We start from the raw sequence: 18,015 nt of genomic DNA, 5'->3' as shown, positions 1-18,015 counted from the left end.
CACCGATCAGGCGAGGCTCACCGAGCCGAGGCGCACCGCCCGCCGAAGGGATACAGGTCACAGCCGTGGCTGCGCTGAAATATCGCCACCGACGCGTCGCTGCACTACCTCGAGAACGCGCGCGAGCACGTCAGGCGACCCGAGGCGTCCGCCCGAGGAGTTTGAAGACGAGCCTTATGCGGATGCTGCACCGAGCGACTGTGCGGCGTTCTCCGATGCGGCAGCCTGTAAGGAGCCCTCGAGAACGGACAGAAGATCGGCGAGCTGCTCGCGCTGATCACCCGCGAGTCCACCCTGCATCCGCGCCAGCTCGGCGAAGTGCGCATCCGAGACAGCGTCGACGAGTGTGCGACCCGCGTCGGTGAGCGTCACATACACCACGCGGGAGTCGATGTCATCGCGCTCACGCAGCACCAGGCCGGCATCCTCGAGCCGGTTCACCCGCATCGTCAGGCCACCTGTGGTGATCAAGGTCTGCTTCGCCAGTTCCCCCGCGGTGCGCCGAAACGTCGGTTCCGCACGCCGAAGGCACGCCAGAACATCGAACCCCGCCTCGTTCGTTCCGAACCGCTCGAACAGCTCGTTGATCTGAGCCCGGTACAGCAGGAAACTACGATGCAGCCGTCCGAAAATCTCGAGCGCCGACACGTCCAGTTCCGGGCGCGTCCGGGCCCATTGCCGGATGATCTCACCGACCCCGTCTACCCGATCCGATTCGGCCACTTCACACTCCAGATTCGATGAGGGCACGGGTGCCGCGAATCGGTCTCGCCGACCGGCGACCGGCTCACCGACATTTGCAGGACTTATCTTTGCGCAAAACTATTGTACGATCCTCGCCATCACTGCGCCGGCTCCCCGGTCCCGCTCGCCGGAACCGTGACGCGAACAGAAATTGCGAGGCACCCGTGAACACCGTCCTGCGCGACATCTTCACCGAATGGGAAGCGCACCGCGCCGTCGCGGTCGCCACCGTCATCGCCACCCACGGATCCTCTCCGCGAGATCCGGGCGCCATGCTCGCAGTCCGTCAGGACGGAACCGTGGTCGGCAGCATTTCTGGCGGCTGCGTCGAGGGCGCCCTCTACGAGACCGCTCTCGACGTCCTCACCACCGGCCACCCCCGAATCGAGCACTACGGACCCACCGGCGACATCCTCGAACCCGGACTGACCTGCGGCGGGTCGCTGACCGTGCTCGTCGAGCGCGTAGACCGCGCCACCATGCCGCAACTCGCCGACCTCATGGAACGGACACTGCGCGACGACACCGTCATCCTCGAGACGGTCCTCACCGGACCGGAAGCAGGTACCCACCGCATCGCACCCGAACTCGACGCCCCCACCGGCCTGAGCTCCTCCGGAACACTGATACGCCGCTTCCAATCCCGGCCACGGATGGTGATCGTGGGTTCCACCGACTTCGCCGGGGAGACCGGGCTACTCGGCACCCGAATGGGCTACCGCGTCACCATCTGCGATGCCCGCCCCGTGTTCACGACACCGCAGCGGTTTCCCGACGCCGACGAGGTCGTCTGCCAATGGCCGTCGGACTGGATTGCACGCGAACGCAACGCAGGCCGATTCGATTCCCGCACAGTCGTTGTCGTTCTCACCCACGACCCCAAGATCGATATCCCGGTCCTCCTCGAATGCCTCGACGAGGCCAGATGGGCACACCCCCTCGCCTATATCGGTGCCATGGGGTCACTCACCGCCGACGCCAACCGACGACAAGCACTCACCGCAGCCGGTCTCCGCCCCGAACACCTCACCGCGCTATCGAGCCCGATCGGCCTCGATATCGGCAACCGTGGACCCGCCGAGACCGCCATCTCCATTGCCGCCGAAATCATCATCGGGTCCAACCAGGGCCGATCGTCGCGGCCCTCCACATAGATCCCGCCGGGCGGATTCACCGAGTGGCGTGAGCATCAACTCACGGGCCGCAGGAGGGGCAGCATCGAGTATGCCGTCACGATGCTCTTTCAGTCGCCCCCGTCCCACCCAGCCCTCACCGGCAGCAATGTAGCTCTCGGCGTCTCGACAGGGGCGGTCCGATTATCCAACCTCGTCATTGCGACGCCCGCATCTCGCAGGTCGTCGCGGCCTGTCATGCCTGCCAATGTGGATACCCGGGTCGTCGCCGACCCGGGACCTTCGGCGACCGGCTGATGCTGGCGGTGGCGTTGGGGCCGGCGTCGTCGGCACCGAGCAGGAGGGCGCCGACAAGGTTGACGATGTCAATGACCTGCTCTTCCGGAAGCCGATCGATGACCGGTCACCCCCGAGAGCTCTGGTGTCGGCTGGTGACGGGTTGTTCGGTTCCCGCTAGAAGATGGCCCGTGGGATCAATCCGGTGGTTCGTCCATCCTGATCAAGGACATGGCCTGCCCTCTTGAATGTGTGGAGGCTGATGAACCGGTCCGAGATGGTGATGGACGGAAGTTCTCGCGTGAGTGCAGCCGCGAATGGCGCGATCTCGGTAACCGTCTGAAACCACATCGTGGCGACGATTGTCGAGGTTCCGGTAATGGCGTTTGCAATTCGGCATTTTGGAAGTCGGCTCAGTAGGTTGCCGACCGTGTTCACTTCGCCCGGTGGGGTCGTGATCATGAAAGTCGTCTCAACGACTGGTCCGACCAGTGTGTTTGCTCCCTCGCAGCGCAGGGCCACGCGGCCCCCGTCGATCAGCCTTTCGACGCGGCGCCGCGCGGTCGGTCCGGTCACATCGCAGTGCTCGCCGAGCGTGGTCCATGCTTGACGCCCATCTTTCGCCAGGGCTCCGAGCAGAGAACGATCGAGATCGTCCAGGAATGGAATCGTTTTCCTGCGGGTGGGCGCTGCCTGGGGTGATTGGAGAAGATGGGCCTGTTCCAGGTCTAACACCGGGATGCGCCACCGCGCGCTTTCCGTGTAGTTGGTGAGCACGACCGTCGTTGTCACCGACCTGATTCCTTCGATCACCTCGATGCGGTCGGTGAGTAGACGAGTGAGGTCGGCGATGCTGGACACGAACACGATCACATGGAAGTCCGACGTCCCGGATGTGCTCGATACCGTGTCGACTGCTGGTTCGGCAATCAGGGCTTCTGCAACGTCAGGCTTGCTCTGGGGTCTGCAGGTGATCGCAAGCCATGCGGCACATCCGAATTGCAGGAAGGTCGGGCCGGGAGCCACCGCGATCCATGCCGAGCCGCTCTCGGACAGCAACTTCCATCGTCGGGCGAGTGTCTTCGGCGAGTACTGAAGTGCCTCCGCCAAGTCCGCCCAGTCAGCGCGGGGGTTGAGCTGCAGCGCGCCGATAATTGCAAGGTCCAGTTCTGCTGCAGCCTGAGAGGTCATAGTGGACATTATGGCCGTGAAAATTATGGAAATCGGCCAAAACCCAGGTCTCGTGAGGTGCGCCGCTCAGAGTGGTTGAGCGCGAGTTGCGCAACCGGGACTCCCGGCCCACGAAGTCGAGGTCGATGCATGAGGACACAATCAGTCAGGGGTGAGGAAGGTGCCCTCCAACGGGCGGGTAGGCAGCGGACGGGCGTTGTGGCGCACGCAGTCGGGTCCGGCACCGATCCCGCTCTCCTGCTGCGCGGAATCGGTGGTAGCGCCGATGGTTTCGCACGACAATTCGGTGAGCTCTTCAATGCCCTGAGGCTGCTCGCCCGGGACGCCCTCGGCTACGGGCGCAGTGGGGATCCCGGACGTCGGTTCGACCTGGACGACTACGCTGACGCCGCAGCCGAGGTGATCAGGGGCCGCTGTGGCCAGGTAGGCCAGATGCGTCCTGGTGGTCCACCTATCTCGGGAGCGCCGCAACGCGTGGTCGGCGGGCTCGATCTCGACCGCGCCGGGCGGCACGGACTGCGCCCCGGGAGTCCAGCGCCCGCCCGCTGCATGCTGGTGAGCCTGCGCGGGGGTCGAATCCACGCTGACGTCCCACCCGATCGCACCCCGCGACTTGGGTGAGTGCCGGCAACCCCGTCGGGATAAGCATCTCTGCGGACATTTCTGTTCGTGGTGTGCCGGCTTGTCGCAAATAAATCCCACATGGATTTGTGTTGCTTTCCGCCCGCGAGTGGGAATCGTTAACTGTGCACATGGTCTGTTTCTTCGTGCGAGCCATGCGTGGCTGATTCCGCCGAGGTGTGTAGTGCCGTTCCGGGCCGAGAAATCCATTTTCCACTCTATTTCATCTATCACTCAGTGCCTGAATCCTGCGGTCTCGCGGTTCGGCATAACAGCAGTTTGAGGGCTCAAACTGTAAGAAGTGAGACCTTGCGCACGACTATCCTCAGCGGTAAGATATTGACCACTTAAATAAATGGCGGGAGATTACCGCTGCATTGCCTATTACACAAAGAGAGTCGTTGCCTCAACGCTCTGATTCGTCGTGGTACACGCGCCGCGTGACCGCATATTTTCGCGCCAAATAGCCGGGAGGCACAGTATGGGTGGTGCAGTCGCACGACCAGCGGGCACTGGTTCGCCGAAGAAGGTCGCATTAGCGAGCCTGATCGGAACGACCATCGAATGGTATGACTTCTTCATCTACAGCACGGCGGCAGTCCTCGTCTTCAACCGCCACTTCTTCCCGGGCTTCGCCCCGGCGATCGGTACCTTGCTGGCCTTCTCGACCTTCGCCGCCGGCTTCGTCGCCCGCCCCATCGGTGCCGTCGTCTTCGGCCACTTCGGGGACCGGGTGGGCCGAAAATCGATGATGGTCGTCACTATCTTACTCATGGGCGTCGCCACCCTCTCGATCGGCCTTCTGCCGACGTACGCCACGATCGGCGTCCTCGCCCCGGTACTGCTGGTCGCGTTGAGATTGACCCAGGGATTCGCCCTCGGCGGCGAATGGGGCGGAGCCGCGCTGATGGCGACCGAACACTCACCCGACGGCAAACGCGGCTTCTACGGCAGCTGGCCGCAGGCGGGGGTGGCGGTCGGACTGATCCTCGCCATGACCGTGTACCTTCCGCTCGATGCGATGCCGGACGAACACTTCATGGCCTGGGGATGGCGGATCCCGTTCCTGCTCAGCGCCGTACTCGTGATCACCGGACTGATCATCCGGGTGCAGGTGGCCGAGAGCCCGGAATTCGACCGGGTCAAGAATGTCCACGCGGTGGTGCGCCTGCCCATCATCGAGGTTCTGCGTACCCACCCTGCCCAGGTGCTGCTCGTCGCCGGCGCCAGCCTGTCCCCGGGCATCTTCTTCTACCTCCTCACCGTGTACAACTTCGTCTACGCCCAGAAACCGGGCGGTCTCAGCCAGAGTGCGATGCTGGTTCTGGTGATCATCACTTCGGCCATAGGATTTTTCGTCACTCCGCTCGCCGGGGCCCTGTCGGACAGGTTCGGGCGGCAACGGCTCTACCTGGTGGGACTTGGACTGATCGGTGTTCTGGCGGTCCCACTGTATTGGGCGCTCGATACGGGCTCGTGGGGCGTCATTGCGGCCTGCTACGTCGCCGCGACCGTGGCGGTGTACATTCCGTGGGCGCTGCAGCCGGCGTACTTCTCCGAAGTATTCGACGCCAGAGTCCGCTACAGCGGGCTTTCCCTCGCCACCACCCTCGGCAACCTCCTGGGTAGCGCCATCGCGCCGCTCATCGCGGGCTCGTTGCTCGCCGCCACCCATTCTTCGTTCTCCATTTCGCTGTATATCATTGTGGCCTCGGCGATTTCGATCTCCTGTGCCCTGGTGCTGGGGCGGACGACTCGGAAAAGGGGCGGCGGCGCCGTGAGTGCTTCGGCGGGGGCGCACGGTCTCCGCACTTCCACCTTGTCTCAATGACGGGTCACACAAGTCCTCCCGTATCGGTGCCGTCCGGGCACAGAGAAATACGACGGCCTCGCGTGCCAGATCATCTGAATCCGCCTGCGCTGTGGGATGAGACAGCATCGGACCAGCACGACGAGAAACCTTCTTGATGAAAGGAAGCACTATGAGCAGCAACGAGTCACCATTTCGCACCTTCACCCTCGAGCGTGTCACCCCGACCATCGGCGCGCTCGTCCACGGACTCGATCTTCGCGACGACATCACGCCGGAATGCCAGGCCGAGTTGCGTCAGGCGTTCCTGCAACACGAAGTGCTCTTCCTCCGCGATCAGCACATCGGACCGGAAGACCAGCTCCGATTCGCCAAGGTCTTCGGCGATCCCCAGGAAGTCAGTGCGTTCTTCCCCTCGCTTCCCGGGAACCCGTTCATCGAGGTGCTCGAATCTCGCGGTCGGGCCGCCGGCACCGACGTCTGGCACTCCGATCTGACCTGGCAGGCGACACCGAATTCCGCGACCTGCCTCCACGCGCAGGACATCCCACCGTGCGGCGGCGACACCCTCTGGTCCAGCATGACTGCCGCATATGACGCGCTACCGGAGACGATGAAGACCCTCATCGACGGGCTCGAGGCCGTGCACGACTGGGAAAAGGAACTCACCGGTGTCGTCCGTCAGGGCGACGACGGCGAAGCACGGTACGAGGAAACACGCAGAAAGTATCCTCCGATGACCCACCCCGTCGTGCGTAAGCATCCGGAAACCGGTCGCAGACTCGTCTACGTCAACGAGTTGTTCACCTCACGTATCTCCGGGGTTCCTCCGCAACTGAGCGACTCGCTACGGAACATGCTCACCGGCCTCGCCAAGACCCCGGAGTATCAGGTCCGATTCCGGTGGGAACCGAACTCCCTGGTGATCTGGGACAACCGATCGACGCAGCACTACGCGGTCGGCGACTACCACCCGCACTACCGGCGCATGCACCGCGTCACCCTGCGAGGTGACCGCCCGGCCTGACAACTGTCGGCTGGGGGTGCTGGACGACAGACCGCGGTCGGTCGTCCAGCACCCCCGGATCGTGGTCACCCAGCAATGCTCATCCCTCGCGTTGTCCGCGAACGTGACCGCACCATAGACAACGACACCTGGTAGACAGGCGTCGGGCGGTGTCGGAACCGGATAACGCGATTGTGGCCGAGGACACGGTGGCAGAGGGTCTGCAGTGTTTCGTCCGCGCAACCCGAATCCGGTTTCGTCGCCGCAGACTGCGGTCCGCAGTCACTGTTGCTGCCCACGTTCGACGACCCAGGCCGCGATTTGCGTGCGCGAGGTGAACCCGAGTTTGGTGAGCACATGCTCGACGTGGCCTTGCGCGGTGCGCGGAGAGATCACCAGCCGCGCGGCGATCGCCCGGTTGGTCAGTCCCTCGGCGACCAGCTCGGCAACCTGCTGTTCGCGTTTGGTCAGTCGAACCGACGGATCAGCCGATGGTTCCGGCGGCTGTTCGCCGAGGGCATAGGCGATGGCGGCCTCGAAGCCCAGCCGCTGACCATCCCGCCGCGCCGCGGCGACCACCTCCTTGCTGCCCAGCACCTGAGAGACCCTGCGCTCGAACTCTTCCCGGGCGACGAGCATGCCGGGAGAGCGCACCGTGGGGCTGCCCACGGTGCGCCCCAGCTCCTCGGCCGCACCGATCAGGACCACCGCGCGCCGAGCGTCACGCCCCTCGCCGGCGATGAGCCCGAGGGTCTCGAGGCACCCGACCGCGGTGCGCGGAGTGTGCACCACCCGGGTCAGCCGCAGTGACTGTTCGATCAGCTGCACCGCCCGACCGGTCTCACCCTGACGCCACACCGCATCACCCAACGCCCACAGCGCGAACGACCGATACATCGATTCACCGTGCGCTTGCGTGATCGCGACGATCCGTTCGTAACAGTCGATCGCGCGGTGCGTGTCGCCGAGCTGCTGATAGGCCATCCCGAGCCTGTGCAGGACGCCGACATGGGGAACGTCCTCCCCGGTACCGAAGAATGTGAGGGCATGTTCGAGTCGCAAACATGCGCGGGTGGGATCACCGCTGAGGAGGGCATGCAAACCCTCGGCGTAGTCGATGTACGCGTGGCTTGTCGGGTCGGTCGTCCTGTCAGCCACCACGCGAACGACGAACACTGCAACCGAGGTGGTGACGTTCGTGGCGTGGTCTTTCGCGGTGATCGCGGATAACAGTACACTGCAACGGCTTTCGGCGATGTGTGCGGCCGTCATGGGATCCTGCCGAGTCGAGGCCGGTCAAAGTTACGATAATGCTCTCGCCGAGTCGTTCTTCCAAGGACTCGTGCGGGAACGGCTGCACGGCCGGAGTTGGATGTCGAAGTCGCAGGCGCGGTTGGAGTTGTTCGAGTGGCTCTCGTACTACAACCGGCTTCGCCGTCACTCCTCCCTCGGATACCTCACCCCAGTCGAGTTCGAACAACGACTGATCGCGTCGTCTACGCTGTCAGTTGCCGCATGAAATCCAGTGTCCACTCGCAAGGGGCAACCTCAACGGTGACCATCTCGACCGGGGACGGCTGACCTGGCTCGAACGTGGCTGGCACGTCCTCTTCGAGCAGATCGCTGTCACCCTGCCCGGATCCGGCAACTCACCTGACCCCACCGTGGCACCGGCCTGCCCTACCCGGTGCGAACTGGGGAGACGATATGTCCCCGACATGCATCAGGGCAACGTCTCGGCGAGGATGTCGCCGGCCGCGGCGAAGTCGGCGAACGACTCGTCCACCATTCACACAACGGGAGGACCACCGTCTCCTCGCCGTGCTGGATGTGCTCAGCTCCACCCGGCGATTATCTGCAGGCCTTCGGTTTCCGGTCCGAAGAACCGGGTGATTCCGCCGGCGCGGTAGCCCCAGTCGAACAGTCCCTGCCGGGTGCACCAGTCGTCGCGCGGCTTCGGGCACGGTGTCGGTGGGGGCGGTGTGCTCGGTGGTTCCGCCGAGCACTGTCCCGTTCTCGTCGAATGCGCCGCCGCCAGTGGAGGCCATACTCGCACGGGGTGTCCTCTCATCTTCGACCAGCGAGATCGACGTCTGCAGAGCGGGGGGTTTCACACATGCGGGCGCGTGCCGGGCATGGTGTTAAATCCACAGGTCCGCACTTGGACACAGTGATTTTGTACTGATCGATCTGCGTTTAGGTGTGGCCTGCGAGGAGCGGTGTTGCCAACACTCTCGGACTACCTTCCAGTACGCGCGCCGTAAGCGTGGGGGTCGTTTTCGCTCGGATCGAACACACCGGTGGCGTCGTCACCGTGTGCACCGGGCTTGCGGCGAACGATCGCGACGACGACGAGGAGCAGACCCATCAATGCGGACGCGAGCGGAACCCAGACTGCCAGAATGTTCAGCTGTCGCTCACCCTCAACGAATTTCTGGGCCACCGACTGGATCGATGCCTCCGAGGTCTCAACCTGTACCTGCGAGAGATCAAGCAGCGGAACGGTTGCATCACCGGATTGGATGTTGAGCACGGTGGTTTGATTCTGTGCGGTGTTGATAGGCGCTCCGAAGCGGGTATCGACGGCGAGGGTCATCGCGTTCACCGAAGTGAAGACGACAGGCACCTGTTCGGGTGCAGTCTCGAGTGTTCGCAGCACCGCAGCCGCGCGATCGGCGGGCAGTGCGGGGAGCAGGGACTGCAGCATCGCCTTCGGCAGGGTGGAGCCGTCGCCACTCTGAGCGAGGGCTGCGATTCCGGCCTTGACGGGTCCGAGCACGGCAGGGTCTGCGATAGGCGCGGTCGTCGTTCCGGTGAAAGAGTGGACGTCCCGACCTTCGAGGGTGCTTGTTCCGGTGTAGGTGACCGGTTGCGCGGTACGTGTGACCGAGTCGTAGACGAGTGTGTCGTCGGTGGTGGGGTTCATCGGGAAGGACAGCGTGACGCCGCCCTGCTGATTTTCGACTTGGGCCCCGTCCGGCGCCGGTGCTTGCGTGTAGTCCACGCGGCTGATGGCGTAACTGTGTCGGTCGGTGGTGTCACCGCTGGGCAGGTGAGTGACGGCGGTGCTCGTGACGACCGCGGTGTCGCCCGCCACCTCGTCGACAGTGACAGAGCGGTCGATGGTGATCGGGGTGCCCGCATCGAGCGCGAAGCTTGTCGGGTCGAGCTGACGAAGAGTACCTTCGAACGCCGCGTTCTCATCGGTATCCTCGGGCAACTTCGATAGGTTGGGTACGGCAACGTATTTGATCGCTGCTGCTGCGGCGATCAACAGTACGCCAACGATGAGCAGCACGACGGACGAACGGCGCATGGCCATAGAACTCTCCTCGGATAAGACGAGTGGGATACTGCACGGGAAAATTTTGCTCCACAAGAGCCCGGCGGCCACTGGGAATAGACGTGTGACGTCGCCTTCGAATGGCGTACTTGCTACAACTCCCTGGCCCGAGTTAAGCGCGACATCGAGCGAAGAAATCAAGCATCGCACGGGTAAAGACGTTTACAGGAACCCTATTTCATACATCTTCGTGATGCAAGACACAATTTTCGAGCGTCGTGACGTCGAAACATAGGCCTTGCCAACCCACTTCATTGCATAGCCCATATCGGGGTCGACGTAGAACGCGCCGGATTCTCCCCGTCGTCGAAGAACTCGTGGCATGCGGCGTCACCGTCAGTGTTGACACGATGCGCGCCAACGTCGCCGAGCAGCCACCATCCTCGGGGCCTCACAAATCAACGACGTTTCAGGAGGGTATATCGCGGATCTGCATCCGGGGAACGCAAAGATGCGCGCGACGCGTTCGTCATCGCCGAGGCGGCCCGCGCCCCGCCCGCGACACTGCGTCTGATCAGTGTCGATGACGACGAGATCGCAGACCTGAAGATGCTCGCCGAGTTCGACGACGACCTCGCCGTCGAAGCGACTCGCCTGACCAACCGGATCCGAGGCGTTCTTGTCGACGTTCACCCTGCGTTCGAGCGTGCGATCGGCCCCTACCTGGACAAGACCGTCGGACCGGCGATCCTGGCACGATTCGGCGGTCCCGTCGGCCTGTCCACGGCCGGGAAGCGCTCGCTGCACACTCTTGTTACCAAGCACGCTCCGCGTTCCCACAAGAGGATCGTGGAGCGGATCGCCGATGCGCTCGGCGAGCAAACGGTCCTCATCCCGGGTAGTCGAGTCGCAGATCAGGTGTTGAAACACCCTGCCGCAGAGCTACTGTCAACCATGGAGGCTCGTAAGGAGCTGGAGGCGCAGTTCGAGTAGGCTTTGCAGGCACACCCTTTTGGGCCGATCCTGACGTCGATGCCCGGCATCGGGGTCAGGACCGGGATCAAGATCCTCCTCGAAATCGTTGACCCCGAACAGTATCGGAGTCCCGGCCACCTGGCCGACTACGCCGGACGCGCCCCGCGCACTCACCGCTCGGGAATCTCCATGAAGGGCGAGCATCAACAGCGTGTGCCCGGCCCGGTAGGTCGCCTTGAGCTCGGCGACCGCGCGGCGGGTGGTGCGTTCGGTGCCGTCGAAGCCCATCGCGGTGAGCCGCTTGTGCACCACGTCCGCCCGGATTCGGCCTTGGGAGGCCTCCACCAGCTCCTCGATCTTCCCGAGGGAAGGAGTCGATCCAGCGTGCGCGGCGTGCACGCTCGGCCGGGTCGCGACCGGTGTCGCGGAGCTCGACATACCGGGCCACCGTCTTCTCGTCGCACCCGGCCAGTTGCGCCGCCGAATGCGCACACTGGGTCAGGTCGTAGGCTTCCAAGATCTCCATCACTTCCCTGGCGCACTTGGGGCTCGGGGCTTCTTCGGTCGGTTGTTTTGCGCGGCAAACCAAGCCAACGACTGCTCCATCATGCGCATGTCGTGATCACCGAAGGCGCCCCGCTGCGGTTGCAGGGCGCCACCGTCGGACGCGGGGCGATGCGTCTGACCTGACCCACGCGGGAGATCAGCTGACCGCCGACAGGGAGATCACCTGTCCGCCTACCGAGACGCCCCTCGTGTCCCTTGGCAGGCGTCGCCGCTGACATTTGCTATATGTACAGGGGTGAAGCCGAACGGGTGGTGGTCCTCGCAAGGATCGGTGTGTGGCGAGCGTGAAGGCGCCAGACGAAGTGGTGACGGTTCCTGCGGCGAAGACGGTTGCAGAAACCGTCACCACTGGTGACTCGATCGCAGCCGTCCTGGTTGAATCCGAGCAGCTGCCGGGCATGCTGCTCGCCGCGACGCTCAAAAGTATTAAGGTTTCCGGTGGTGGCCAGATGGAAGGTCCTACCTCTCGCTGGCATTCGACAAGGGGCGCTTCCGCGCGCGCTACACCGTCGAGCGTGGGATCGGGCGTCTCGAGCTGTGGCGCCGAATCGCAGCTCACTACGACAAGTACGCCACCACATACCTCGATGGCGTACTTCCTCTCTGCGTTCGTCTTCTATCACCGCGTCCGCAAATAGCGGACACGCGCGTCCGCAAATAGGAGACACGTTCTGACGTCTCGGCAGACAGATGGCACGCGTTGTTGACGACGGTTACTGATCCGGTGCCGTGACCATGCCGAGTGTGCTCATGTCTGGGACGAACGGCTGATGCGCGAGAAGACCACCGTCGACCCGGATGACTTCGCCGTTGATGCCACGCGCGTCGTCGGAGGCGAGGAACAAGTACACCTTGCCGAGTTCGGAGGGGCCGTTGAGCGTCGGGCTCATCGTGTGCCGGACGTAGATGTCCTTGATCTGCTGCGGTAACGCCAGCGCCGGCGGCGTGGTGGTGGTACCCGGGCAGATGGCGTTGCAGCGCACTCCCTCCTTCCCGTACTGGGTGGCGGTGTACTTCGTCAGTGCGATGAGCGCCGCCTTGGTGGCTCCGTACCCGGTGAGGCTACTGTCGCCGGCGAATGCGTGGGTGGACGAGGTATTCACGATCGCGCCACCGTTCTTACGAAGATGGGGCAGTGTGTGTTTGGTGAGCAGCATCGCCGCCCGGACGTTGATCGCCATGACGTTGTCCCACACGTCGATCCTCATGTTCGCGACGTCACCGTCGTCGCCGGGGAAGATGCCTGCGTTGTTGACGACAATGTCGGGAGCGCCGAAGTAGTCGACGGTACGCTGCACGAGCTTCTCGATCTGGTCCTCGTGGCGCAGATCGATGCCCACCGCCAGCGCCGTCTTGTCGCCGTGACGCTCGTTGAGGATCGCCGCGAGGCGTTCGGCGCCGTCGACGTTGATGTCGGCGAGAACGACCCGGGCGCCCTCAGCGGCCAGCTCGGTTGCGGTGGCGCCACCGATGTTGAGGCCTCCCGGATCGACACTGGTTGCACCGGTGACGATGGCAACTTTTCCCTCTACACGGCCCATTTGCTTGCTCCTTGTCGGATTTCTTTGTGGGATCACAGATTCAGTACCAGGCGGTCGCCGTGGCACCGGGACACACAGATCAGGATGTATTCGCCCGCTTCGCGTTCCTCGGGCGTGAGGATCTCGTCGCGGTGATCGGGAGTTCCCTCCAGTACGGTCTGCTCGCAGCGTCCGCACATTCCTTGCTGGCAGGAGGACGGCACGTCGACACCGTTCGATTCCAATGTCCGAAGGATCGTCTCGCCCGGCGGTACGACAAACGTGCGGTCCTGTTTGGCGAGAACGACTTCGAAAGCAGTGTCGCCAGACGTTTGCGGTGCGGTCGCGGCGAATCGTTCCGTATGCAACGACCCTTCCGGCCACGCGCTGCAGCGCTCTTCTACGGCCGCGAGCAATCCGGACGGACCGCAGCAGTACACCGCGGTATCGGGTCGGGGCGTACCCAGCACGGTGTCGAGATCGAACGGGCCGGTGAGGTCTTCGGGGAAGATCTCGACCCGATCACCGTATCGGGCGAGTTCGTGGCGGAAGGCCATCGAGTGGGCGTTCCGGCCACCGTAGACGAGCCGCCAGTCGGCGCGCTCTGCGTCGGCCTGCGCAATCATCGGGAGGATCGGGGTAATCCCGATGCCGCCGGCGACGAACAGGTATCGACCCGATTCGATGAGAGGAAAGTTGTTGCGGGGTTTACTTACCCGAAGCTTCGACCCCTCCTCGAGGGCCGTGTGGATGTATTCGGAACCACCGCGCCCCTTGCCTGACGGTTCACGGAGCACCGCTATCCGCCATCCGTCGCGATCCGACGGATCTCCGCACAGTGAGTATTGGCGGATCGGTCCCGACGGCAGAAGGACGTCGATGTGCGATCCGGGTGTCCAGGTGGGAAGGGTCGTTCCGGTCACCGGTCGCAGCACAAACGCCTTGACCTGGGTGGCGGCGGCTTCGACACTCTCGACGACGACATCGAATTCGTCGCACGACTGGCGGGTCGTCACGGTCGCGTCTCCTTCTTCGTCCGATTCGTGGTCGGCTGCTACCGCGGGTCCCATGTGACGGGCAGCTTGTGGATGCCGAAGATCCGAGCATCGTTCTTGAGCTCGATGTCGGCTGCGGGAACAGCCAGACGCATGGCCGGGATTCGTTCGAGGAGAAGGGAAAACACGGCCTGCAGCTCGACCCGGGCCAGCGGTGCGCCCAGGCACGTGTGGATGCCGTGGCCGAACGTCAGGTGCCGGCTGGCGTCGCGATGAAAGTCGAGCCGATCCGGTTCGTCGAACACCGAAGGATCGCGGTTGCCCGCCTCGGTCGAGAACATCAGGAGCTCACCCTTGGCGATCCGCTGACCGTCGATCTCGATGTCCTCGGTCGTGGTCCGGGGCAGGCTTCCGATGATGTCGAGGTGACGCAGCAGTTCTTCGACGGCCTGCGGCATGAGTTCCGGATCCTCGCGCAGTTCGGCGAGCTGCTCGGGATGCTCGAGCAGAGCGAACAGTCCGAGTCCGATCATGTTGCCGGTCGTTTCGTGGCCGGCCATGAGCAGGAGAGTGGACATGCCCGCGACGTCGATCACGCCGAGGTCGCCCGACTCGATGTGCTTGACCAACAGGCTGACCAGGTCGTCGCCAGGGTTTGCCTGCTTGACGGTCACCAGCTCGGCGAGGTAGGTCATGACGTCGCCGATCGCAGCGCCGATCTGTTCGGGAGTGCTGTCCGCTGCGAGGACGGCGCGGGTGCGTTCCTGGAAGAAGTCGTGCTTGTCGTAGGGGACGCCGAGCAGCTCGCAGATGACCAGCGACGGGAGCGGCAGAGCGAGTGCGTCGACGATGTCGACGGGTTCGGTGGACTTCAGGATTTCGTCGATCAGGTCGTTGGCGATCCGTTCGATCGTCGGGCGCATCGCAGCCATACGGCGCGGCGTGAACTCCTTCGCGAGAATCCGGCGCAGGTCGTCGTGCTGCGGGGGATCCATTGCGACGAAGAAGCCGGGAACCGCCTGCTCGCCGTCGTCGCCGCGGGACGAGTCGTCGATTCCGCGCACACTCATGCGGGGATCGGCAAGAACTGCACGCACGTTGTTGTAGCCGGTGACGAGCCACCCGGGCGTGCCTTTGAAGTCGACCTTCTGCAGATTGTCGTCGCTGAAGGATGCGTACTTGTCGTTCGGCGCGAATGGGCACGTGCGACCGAAGGGAAACGCCGGGTGGTCCTCGGTTCCCGAGGCAGTCTCGTTGCCGGCCAAGTCGTTTGTGGGTGTAGTTGTCATGTGTGCTCCTTCGGTAGCGGCGGCGGGAGGTGTGCCGTGACCTCCGGTTCGGGATCCGTTCAGCAATAGACGCGGAAGCTGCTGCGGTTCGACCGATTCCGAAGGGCGACCCGCGGGACTGTGACGGGCGGCACATTGAACTGTGAACGGTCATATCGTTACATGTCGTTGGCTGATCGTCAACGGTGAATCCGATTGATATCTGGTGCGAGGGCCGAGCTGGAGTGTTCGGGCTGTGGGCTGCCAGCGAAAAGTGTTGGAATGAAACGTTTTAGATGCTCTACCGAGGCTTTCAGTGCACTCGAATGAAGTGGACGGATTGGAGCGCGGAGTGAGTGTCAGCCGCGCCTTAGGGCACCCAATGTTAGTGGTAACTCTGATCGACTGCCGGTATTGCGAGGTGGTTTCGCCGACCGCCGTGCACGACGAACCCTCGAACGGCTGCCGGTCGGCGCCGACGCCGACCGGAGCGGAAAGGGGACGTGTGCACGGCGAAGGTCCGTGCACGGCGAAGGTCCGTGCACGACCGGGCAGTGTCAGGCGGTGGCCGGGCGGAAATGTGCGAGCAGGTCCGGGTACTTCACCAGGTGGGCCCCGCCGTTCAGGTCGAGACTCTCGCCCGTGAGCCACGACGCGTGCGTCATGTAGACGGCGGCCTCCGCGATCTCTTCCGGCGTGCCGGAGCGGCCGAGAGGCGTGTTGGCAAGGTAGTCGTCCTCGACTCCGGGAACGGACATCGAGGGTGTGGTGAGCGGTGTCATGACGATGCCAGGTGCGATGGCGTTGACGCGGATCCCGCGGGGGGCCAACTCGAGTGCAGCGACCTCGGTGAGCATCGCCAGCCCGGCCTTGGCCGAACAGTACGCGCTCATTCCGGTACCGGGTTGCCGCGCGTTGAGCGAGGACAGGGAAATGATCACCCCGCCGTCGTCCATCGCCCGGGCTGCGTGCTTGACCACCAGGAACGCGCCGGTGAGACAGACGTCGACGACGAGACGGAACTTGTCGACTGGGAGATCGGTGACGGAACCGGCGACGCTGAGTCCGGCACTGTTTACGGCGATGTCGAGCCTGCCGCGTCGTGCGTGGGCGGTTGCGAACAGATCCTGTACCGAGCTCTCGTCCGTCACGTTCACCTCTAGGGCGTCGTGCGGTGGCCCGAGTTCGGCGGCGAGTTCTCTTGCCATGGCGATGTTGCGATCGGCCACGGTGACGAGTGCGCCGTCGACGGCCAGCGCCCGCGCTATTGCGGCGCCGATGCCTGAGGCTCCACCTACGACGACCGCGCAGCGCGTATCGGTTGGGGACATAATCTTCGTGCCCTTCTGGGAGGGAGTTGGGGGGTCATGTGGTCATGGGGCCCGGAGGCCGCTCGGAAGGACCATGGCGTGCGCCAATGCCGACAGTTCCTCTGCGATGCCGGGTCGTTCCCGGAGCTCCGGATATTGGACGACGTCCGCGATCACACCGATCGCGGCCTGGGCGAGAGCGCGCGCATCCGCGGGAGTCAATTGTTCGGCGAGTGTGCAGATCACGTCGACCCACTCGGCGACGTACTCACGCTGAGTCTCACGGAGGGCCGACTGCTCCTCGTCGGACAGGTACAGCAGGTCGCTGGCCAGGATGTGCATGATCCGTCCGTGCACACCCAAGGCCTGCCGGATGTAGGTGCGGATCAGCGCATCGAGTACATCCGCTGGTGTGGTTGCCTGGGCAAGAGCGTCGGCGGTCACGTAGAGAAGGCCTTCCGCCCCGCGCTCCAGTACTGCGCGGAGCACCTGAGCCTTGCCGGTCACATGTTGATACAACGTGGCCACGGACATTTCCGAAGCCTTGGCGATGTCGTCGATGCGCACGTCGTAGAACCCGCGTTCGTCGAACAACTTGGCTGAGGCGTCGATGATCCGTTCGCGGCGGCCGGCAGGCTTTCGGTGAACGAGACGTGGCGCCGGACCTGCACCAGGGTCGGAGTCGGGGAGGCTGCAACCGAGGATCGACCTGGCCAGGGCCGATTGAATCTCGATCAGCCGATCCACCGGCAGGCCGCCGCGGATGTCGGGCGTATTCGAGTAGATCCCCAGGACCGCGAACCCGAGTAGTTCTGCCTTGTGCGCGTCGACCGAGGGGTCTGTCGCCGTGATCTTGGCGGCGATGCGGGCCTGGTTCTTGGTGAAGTGCTTCCGGAATTCTTCACGCTCGGCCGGCTCGAGATGCCGCTGCTCGCGCCGCCACAACGTCGCCTCATCGCCGTTCGCGCTGAGATCGGCGAGTCCGTCGAGGAACAGGTCCAGTTGTTCCTGCGCCGTCGAGCCGTTCTCGTCCGCGCGTTCGCTGAGTTCGTCCACGAGTCGAACTTGGCTCCTCAGTGCGTGCACCAGAATGCCGTGCTTGCCTTTGAAATGCCGGTAGACAGCGGGACCCGTCAGGCCGACGGCTGCGCCGATCTGATCGATGCTGACGTTCTGATAGCCCAATTCTTGGAAGAGGATCGCGGCGGCCCGTGCAATCTGCTCTATTCGAGCGCTCCCGCGCGTAGGTGCCGGCGTTGCGACCGCTCCGGCGTCAGTATGTGCCGCTGTCGATCGTGACATTTCAGTTCTTCCCG

The 18,015-nt window shown here is 63.9% G+C and carries 15 protein-coding genes and 5 pseudogenes; 8 read left to right on the top strand and 12 right to left on the bottom strand.

Annotated features, from left to right (window positions below; genetic code table 11):
• Positions 1-174: 174 nt before the first annotated feature.
• Entirely contained in the window at positions 175-723 is a 549-nt protein-coding gene (locus FND50_RS21265; protein ID WP_144287004.1) for a MarR family winged helix-turn-helix transcriptional regulator, read from the bottom strand.
• Between the two features lie 185 nt (positions 724-908).
• Here FND50_RS21265 and FND50_RS21260 point away from each other — a divergent pair, with 185 nt between their 5' ends.
• On the top strand, positions 909-1,898 hold the full coding sequence (locus FND50_RS21260) for an XdhC family protein (RefSeq protein ID WP_144287003.1): 990 nt from the start codon (positions 909-911) through the stop codon (positions 1,896-1,898).
• Positions 1,899-2,330: 432 nt separating this feature from the next.
• Here FND50_RS21260 and FND50_RS21255 read toward each other — a convergent pair whose 3' ends face one another.
• Both FND50_RS21255 and FND50_RS21250 read right to left on the bottom strand, forming a co-directional pair.
• On the bottom strand, positions 2,331-3,344 hold the full coding sequence (locus tag FND50_RS21255; RefSeq protein WP_144287002.1) for an Lrp/AsnC family transcriptional regulator: 1,014 nt from the start codon (positions 3,342-3,344) through the stop codon (positions 2,331-2,333).
• Between the two features lie 141 nt (positions 3,345-3,485).
• Entirely contained in the window at positions 3,486-3,926 is a 441-nt protein-coding gene (locus FND50_RS21250; protein WP_186301114.1) for a transposase, read from the bottom strand.
• 463 nt (positions 3,927-4,389) lie between these two features.
• Here FND50_RS21250 and FND50_RS21245 point away from each other — a divergent pair, with 463 nt between their 5' ends.
• Both FND50_RS21245 and FND50_RS21240 read left to right on the top strand, forming a co-directional pair.
• Positions 4,390-5,796, top strand: a complete 1,407-nt coding sequence (locus tag FND50_RS21245) for an MFS transporter (RefSeq protein ID WP_260850593.1) — start codon at positions 4,390-4,392, stop codon at positions 5,794-5,796.
• A gap of 151 nt (positions 5,797-5,947) precedes the next feature.
• Positions 5,948-6,802: a TauD/TfdA family dioxygenase gene (locus FND50_RS21240; RefSeq protein ID WP_144287001.1), complete on the top strand. Its 855-nt coding sequence runs from the start codon at positions 5,948-5,950 to the stop codon at positions 6,800-6,802.
• Between the two features lie 261 nt (positions 6,803-7,063).
• Here the strand turns inward: FND50_RS21240 and FND50_RS21235 are convergent, their stop codons facing one another.
• Positions 7,064-7,939, bottom strand: coding sequence for a LuxR family transcriptional regulator (locus FND50_RS21235; RefSeq protein ID WP_260850591.1), 876 nt, complete (start codon positions 7,937-7,939; stop codon positions 7,064-7,066).
• Positions 7,940-7,963: 24 nt separating this feature from the next.
• Between FND50_RS21235 and FND50_RS21230 the strand changes: the two are divergent.
• Positions 7,964-8,300 (top strand): annotated as a pseudogene (locus tag FND50_RS21230) (integrase core domain-containing protein); the annotation flags it as partial.
• 315 nt (positions 8,301-8,615) lie between these two features.
• Here FND50_RS21230 and FND50_RS21220 read toward each other — a convergent pair.
• Positions 8,616-8,837 (bottom strand): hypothetical protein, encoded by a 222-nt coding sequence (locus FND50_RS21220; RefSeq protein ID WP_144287000.1) that lies wholly within the window; start codon positions 8,835-8,837, stop codon positions 8,616-8,618.
• Positions 8,838-9,020: 183 nt separating this feature from the next.
• On the bottom strand, positions 9,021-10,265 hold the full coding sequence (locus FND50_RS21215) for a porin PorA family protein (protein ID WP_144286999.1): 1,245 nt from the start codon (positions 10,263-10,265) through the stop codon (positions 9,021-9,023).
• Positions 10,266-10,408: 143 nt separating this feature from the next.
• Between FND50_RS21215 and FND50_RS36990 the strand changes: the two are divergent.
• From FND50_RS36990 to FND50_RS37840, 3 pseudogenes are all read left to right on the top strand, one after another.
• Positions 10,409-10,542: pseudogene (locus FND50_RS36990) on the top strand (dihydropteroate synthase); the annotation flags it as partial.
• A 44-nt stretch (positions 10,543-10,586) separates the two neighbouring features.
• Positions 10,587-11,057 (top strand): annotated as a pseudogene (locus FND50_RS21210) (transposase); the annotation flags it as partial.
• Between the two features lie 39 nt (positions 11,058-11,096).
• Positions 11,097-11,186: pseudogene (locus FND50_RS37840) on the top strand (transposase); the annotation flags it as partial.
• Between the two features lie 69 nt (positions 11,187-11,255).
• Here the strand turns inward: FND50_RS37840 and FND50_RS36985 are convergent.
• Positions 11,256-11,565 (bottom strand): annotated as a pseudogene (locus tag FND50_RS36985) (IS21 family transposase); the annotation flags it as partial.
• A 316-nt stretch (positions 11,566-11,881) separates the two neighbouring features.
• Here FND50_RS36985 and FND50_RS37835 point away from each other — a divergent pair.
• Positions 11,882-12,244 (top strand): hypothetical protein, encoded by a 363-nt coding sequence (locus tag FND50_RS37835; protein ID WP_144286996.1) that lies wholly within the window; start codon positions 11,882-11,884, stop codon positions 12,242-12,244.
• Positions 12,245-12,319: 75 nt separating this feature from the next.
• Here the strand turns inward: FND50_RS37835 and FND50_RS21195 are convergent, their stop codons facing one another.
• The 5 genes from FND50_RS21195 to FND50_RS21175 form a co-directional block, all read right to left on the bottom strand.
• Positions 12,320-13,147 carry an SDR family NAD(P)-dependent oxidoreductase gene (locus FND50_RS21195; RefSeq protein ID WP_144286995.1) on the bottom strand — a complete coding sequence of 276 codons (828 nt, stop codon included), beginning with the start codon at positions 13,145-13,147 and terminating at the stop codon, positions 12,320-12,322.
• Between the two features lie 32 nt (positions 13,148-13,179).
• Complete coding sequence (locus FND50_RS21190; protein WP_260850590.1) at positions 13,180-14,142, bottom strand: PDR/VanB family oxidoreductase; 963 nt, start codon at positions 14,140-14,142, stop codon at positions 13,180-13,182.
• Between the two features lie 38 nt (positions 14,143-14,180).
• Complete coding sequence (locus tag FND50_RS21185) at positions 14,181-15,410, bottom strand: cytochrome P450 (protein ID WP_144286993.1); 1,230 nt, start codon at positions 15,408-15,410, stop codon at positions 14,181-14,183.
• Between the two features lie 536 nt (positions 15,411-15,946).
• The gene (locus FND50_RS21180) at positions 15,947-16,720 is read right to left on the bottom strand and encodes an SDR family NAD(P)-dependent oxidoreductase (RefSeq protein ID WP_144286992.1); all 774 of its coding nucleotides are present in this window, start codon (positions 16,718-16,720) and stop codon (positions 15,947-15,949) included.
• A 42-nt stretch (positions 16,721-16,762) separates the two neighbouring features.
• Positions 16,763-18,001 (bottom strand): TetR/AcrR family transcriptional regulator, encoded by a 1,239-nt coding sequence (locus tag FND50_RS21175; protein WP_144286991.1) that lies wholly within the window; start codon positions 17,999-18,001, stop codon positions 16,763-16,765.
• Positions 18,002-18,015 lie beyond the last annotated feature (14 nt).

It is taken from the genome of Rhodococcus sp. WB9, assembly GCF_007558985.1.
In the GTDB taxonomy this organism is placed as follows: domain Bacteria; phylum Actinomycetota; class Actinomycetes; order Mycobacteriales; family Mycobacteriaceae; genus Rhodococcus_F; species Rhodococcus_F opacus.
Note: the sequence above shows the minus strand (reverse complement) of the source record. Positions and strands in the feature narration are given on the sequence as shown.

Excerpts from the sequence above, each read along its gene's own strand:
- FND50_RS21255 (WP_144287002.1), bottom strand. The coding sequence starts at position 3,344 with ATGACCTCTCAGGCTGCAGCAGAACTGGACCTTGCAATTATCGGCGCG.
- FND50_RS21195 (WP_144286995.1), bottom strand. The coding sequence starts at position 13,147 with ATGGGCCGTGTAGAGGGAAAAGTTGCCATCGTCACCGGTGCAACCAGT.
- FND50_RS21185 (WP_144286993.1), bottom strand. The coding sequence starts at position 15,410 with ATGACAACTACACCCACAAACGACTTGGCCGGCAACGAGACTGCCTCG.
- FND50_RS21175 (WP_144286991.1), bottom strand. The coding sequence starts at position 18,001 with ATGTCACGATCGACAGCGGCACATACTGACGCCGGAGCGGTCGCAACG.
- FND50_RS21180 (WP_144286992.1), bottom strand. The coding sequence starts at position 16,720 with ATGTCCCCAACCGATACGCGCTGCGCGGTCGTCGTAGGTGGAGCCTCA.
- FND50_RS21240 (WP_144287001.1), top strand. The coding sequence starts at position 5,948 with ATGAGCAGCAACGAGTCACCATTTCGCACCTTCACCCTCGAGCGTGTC.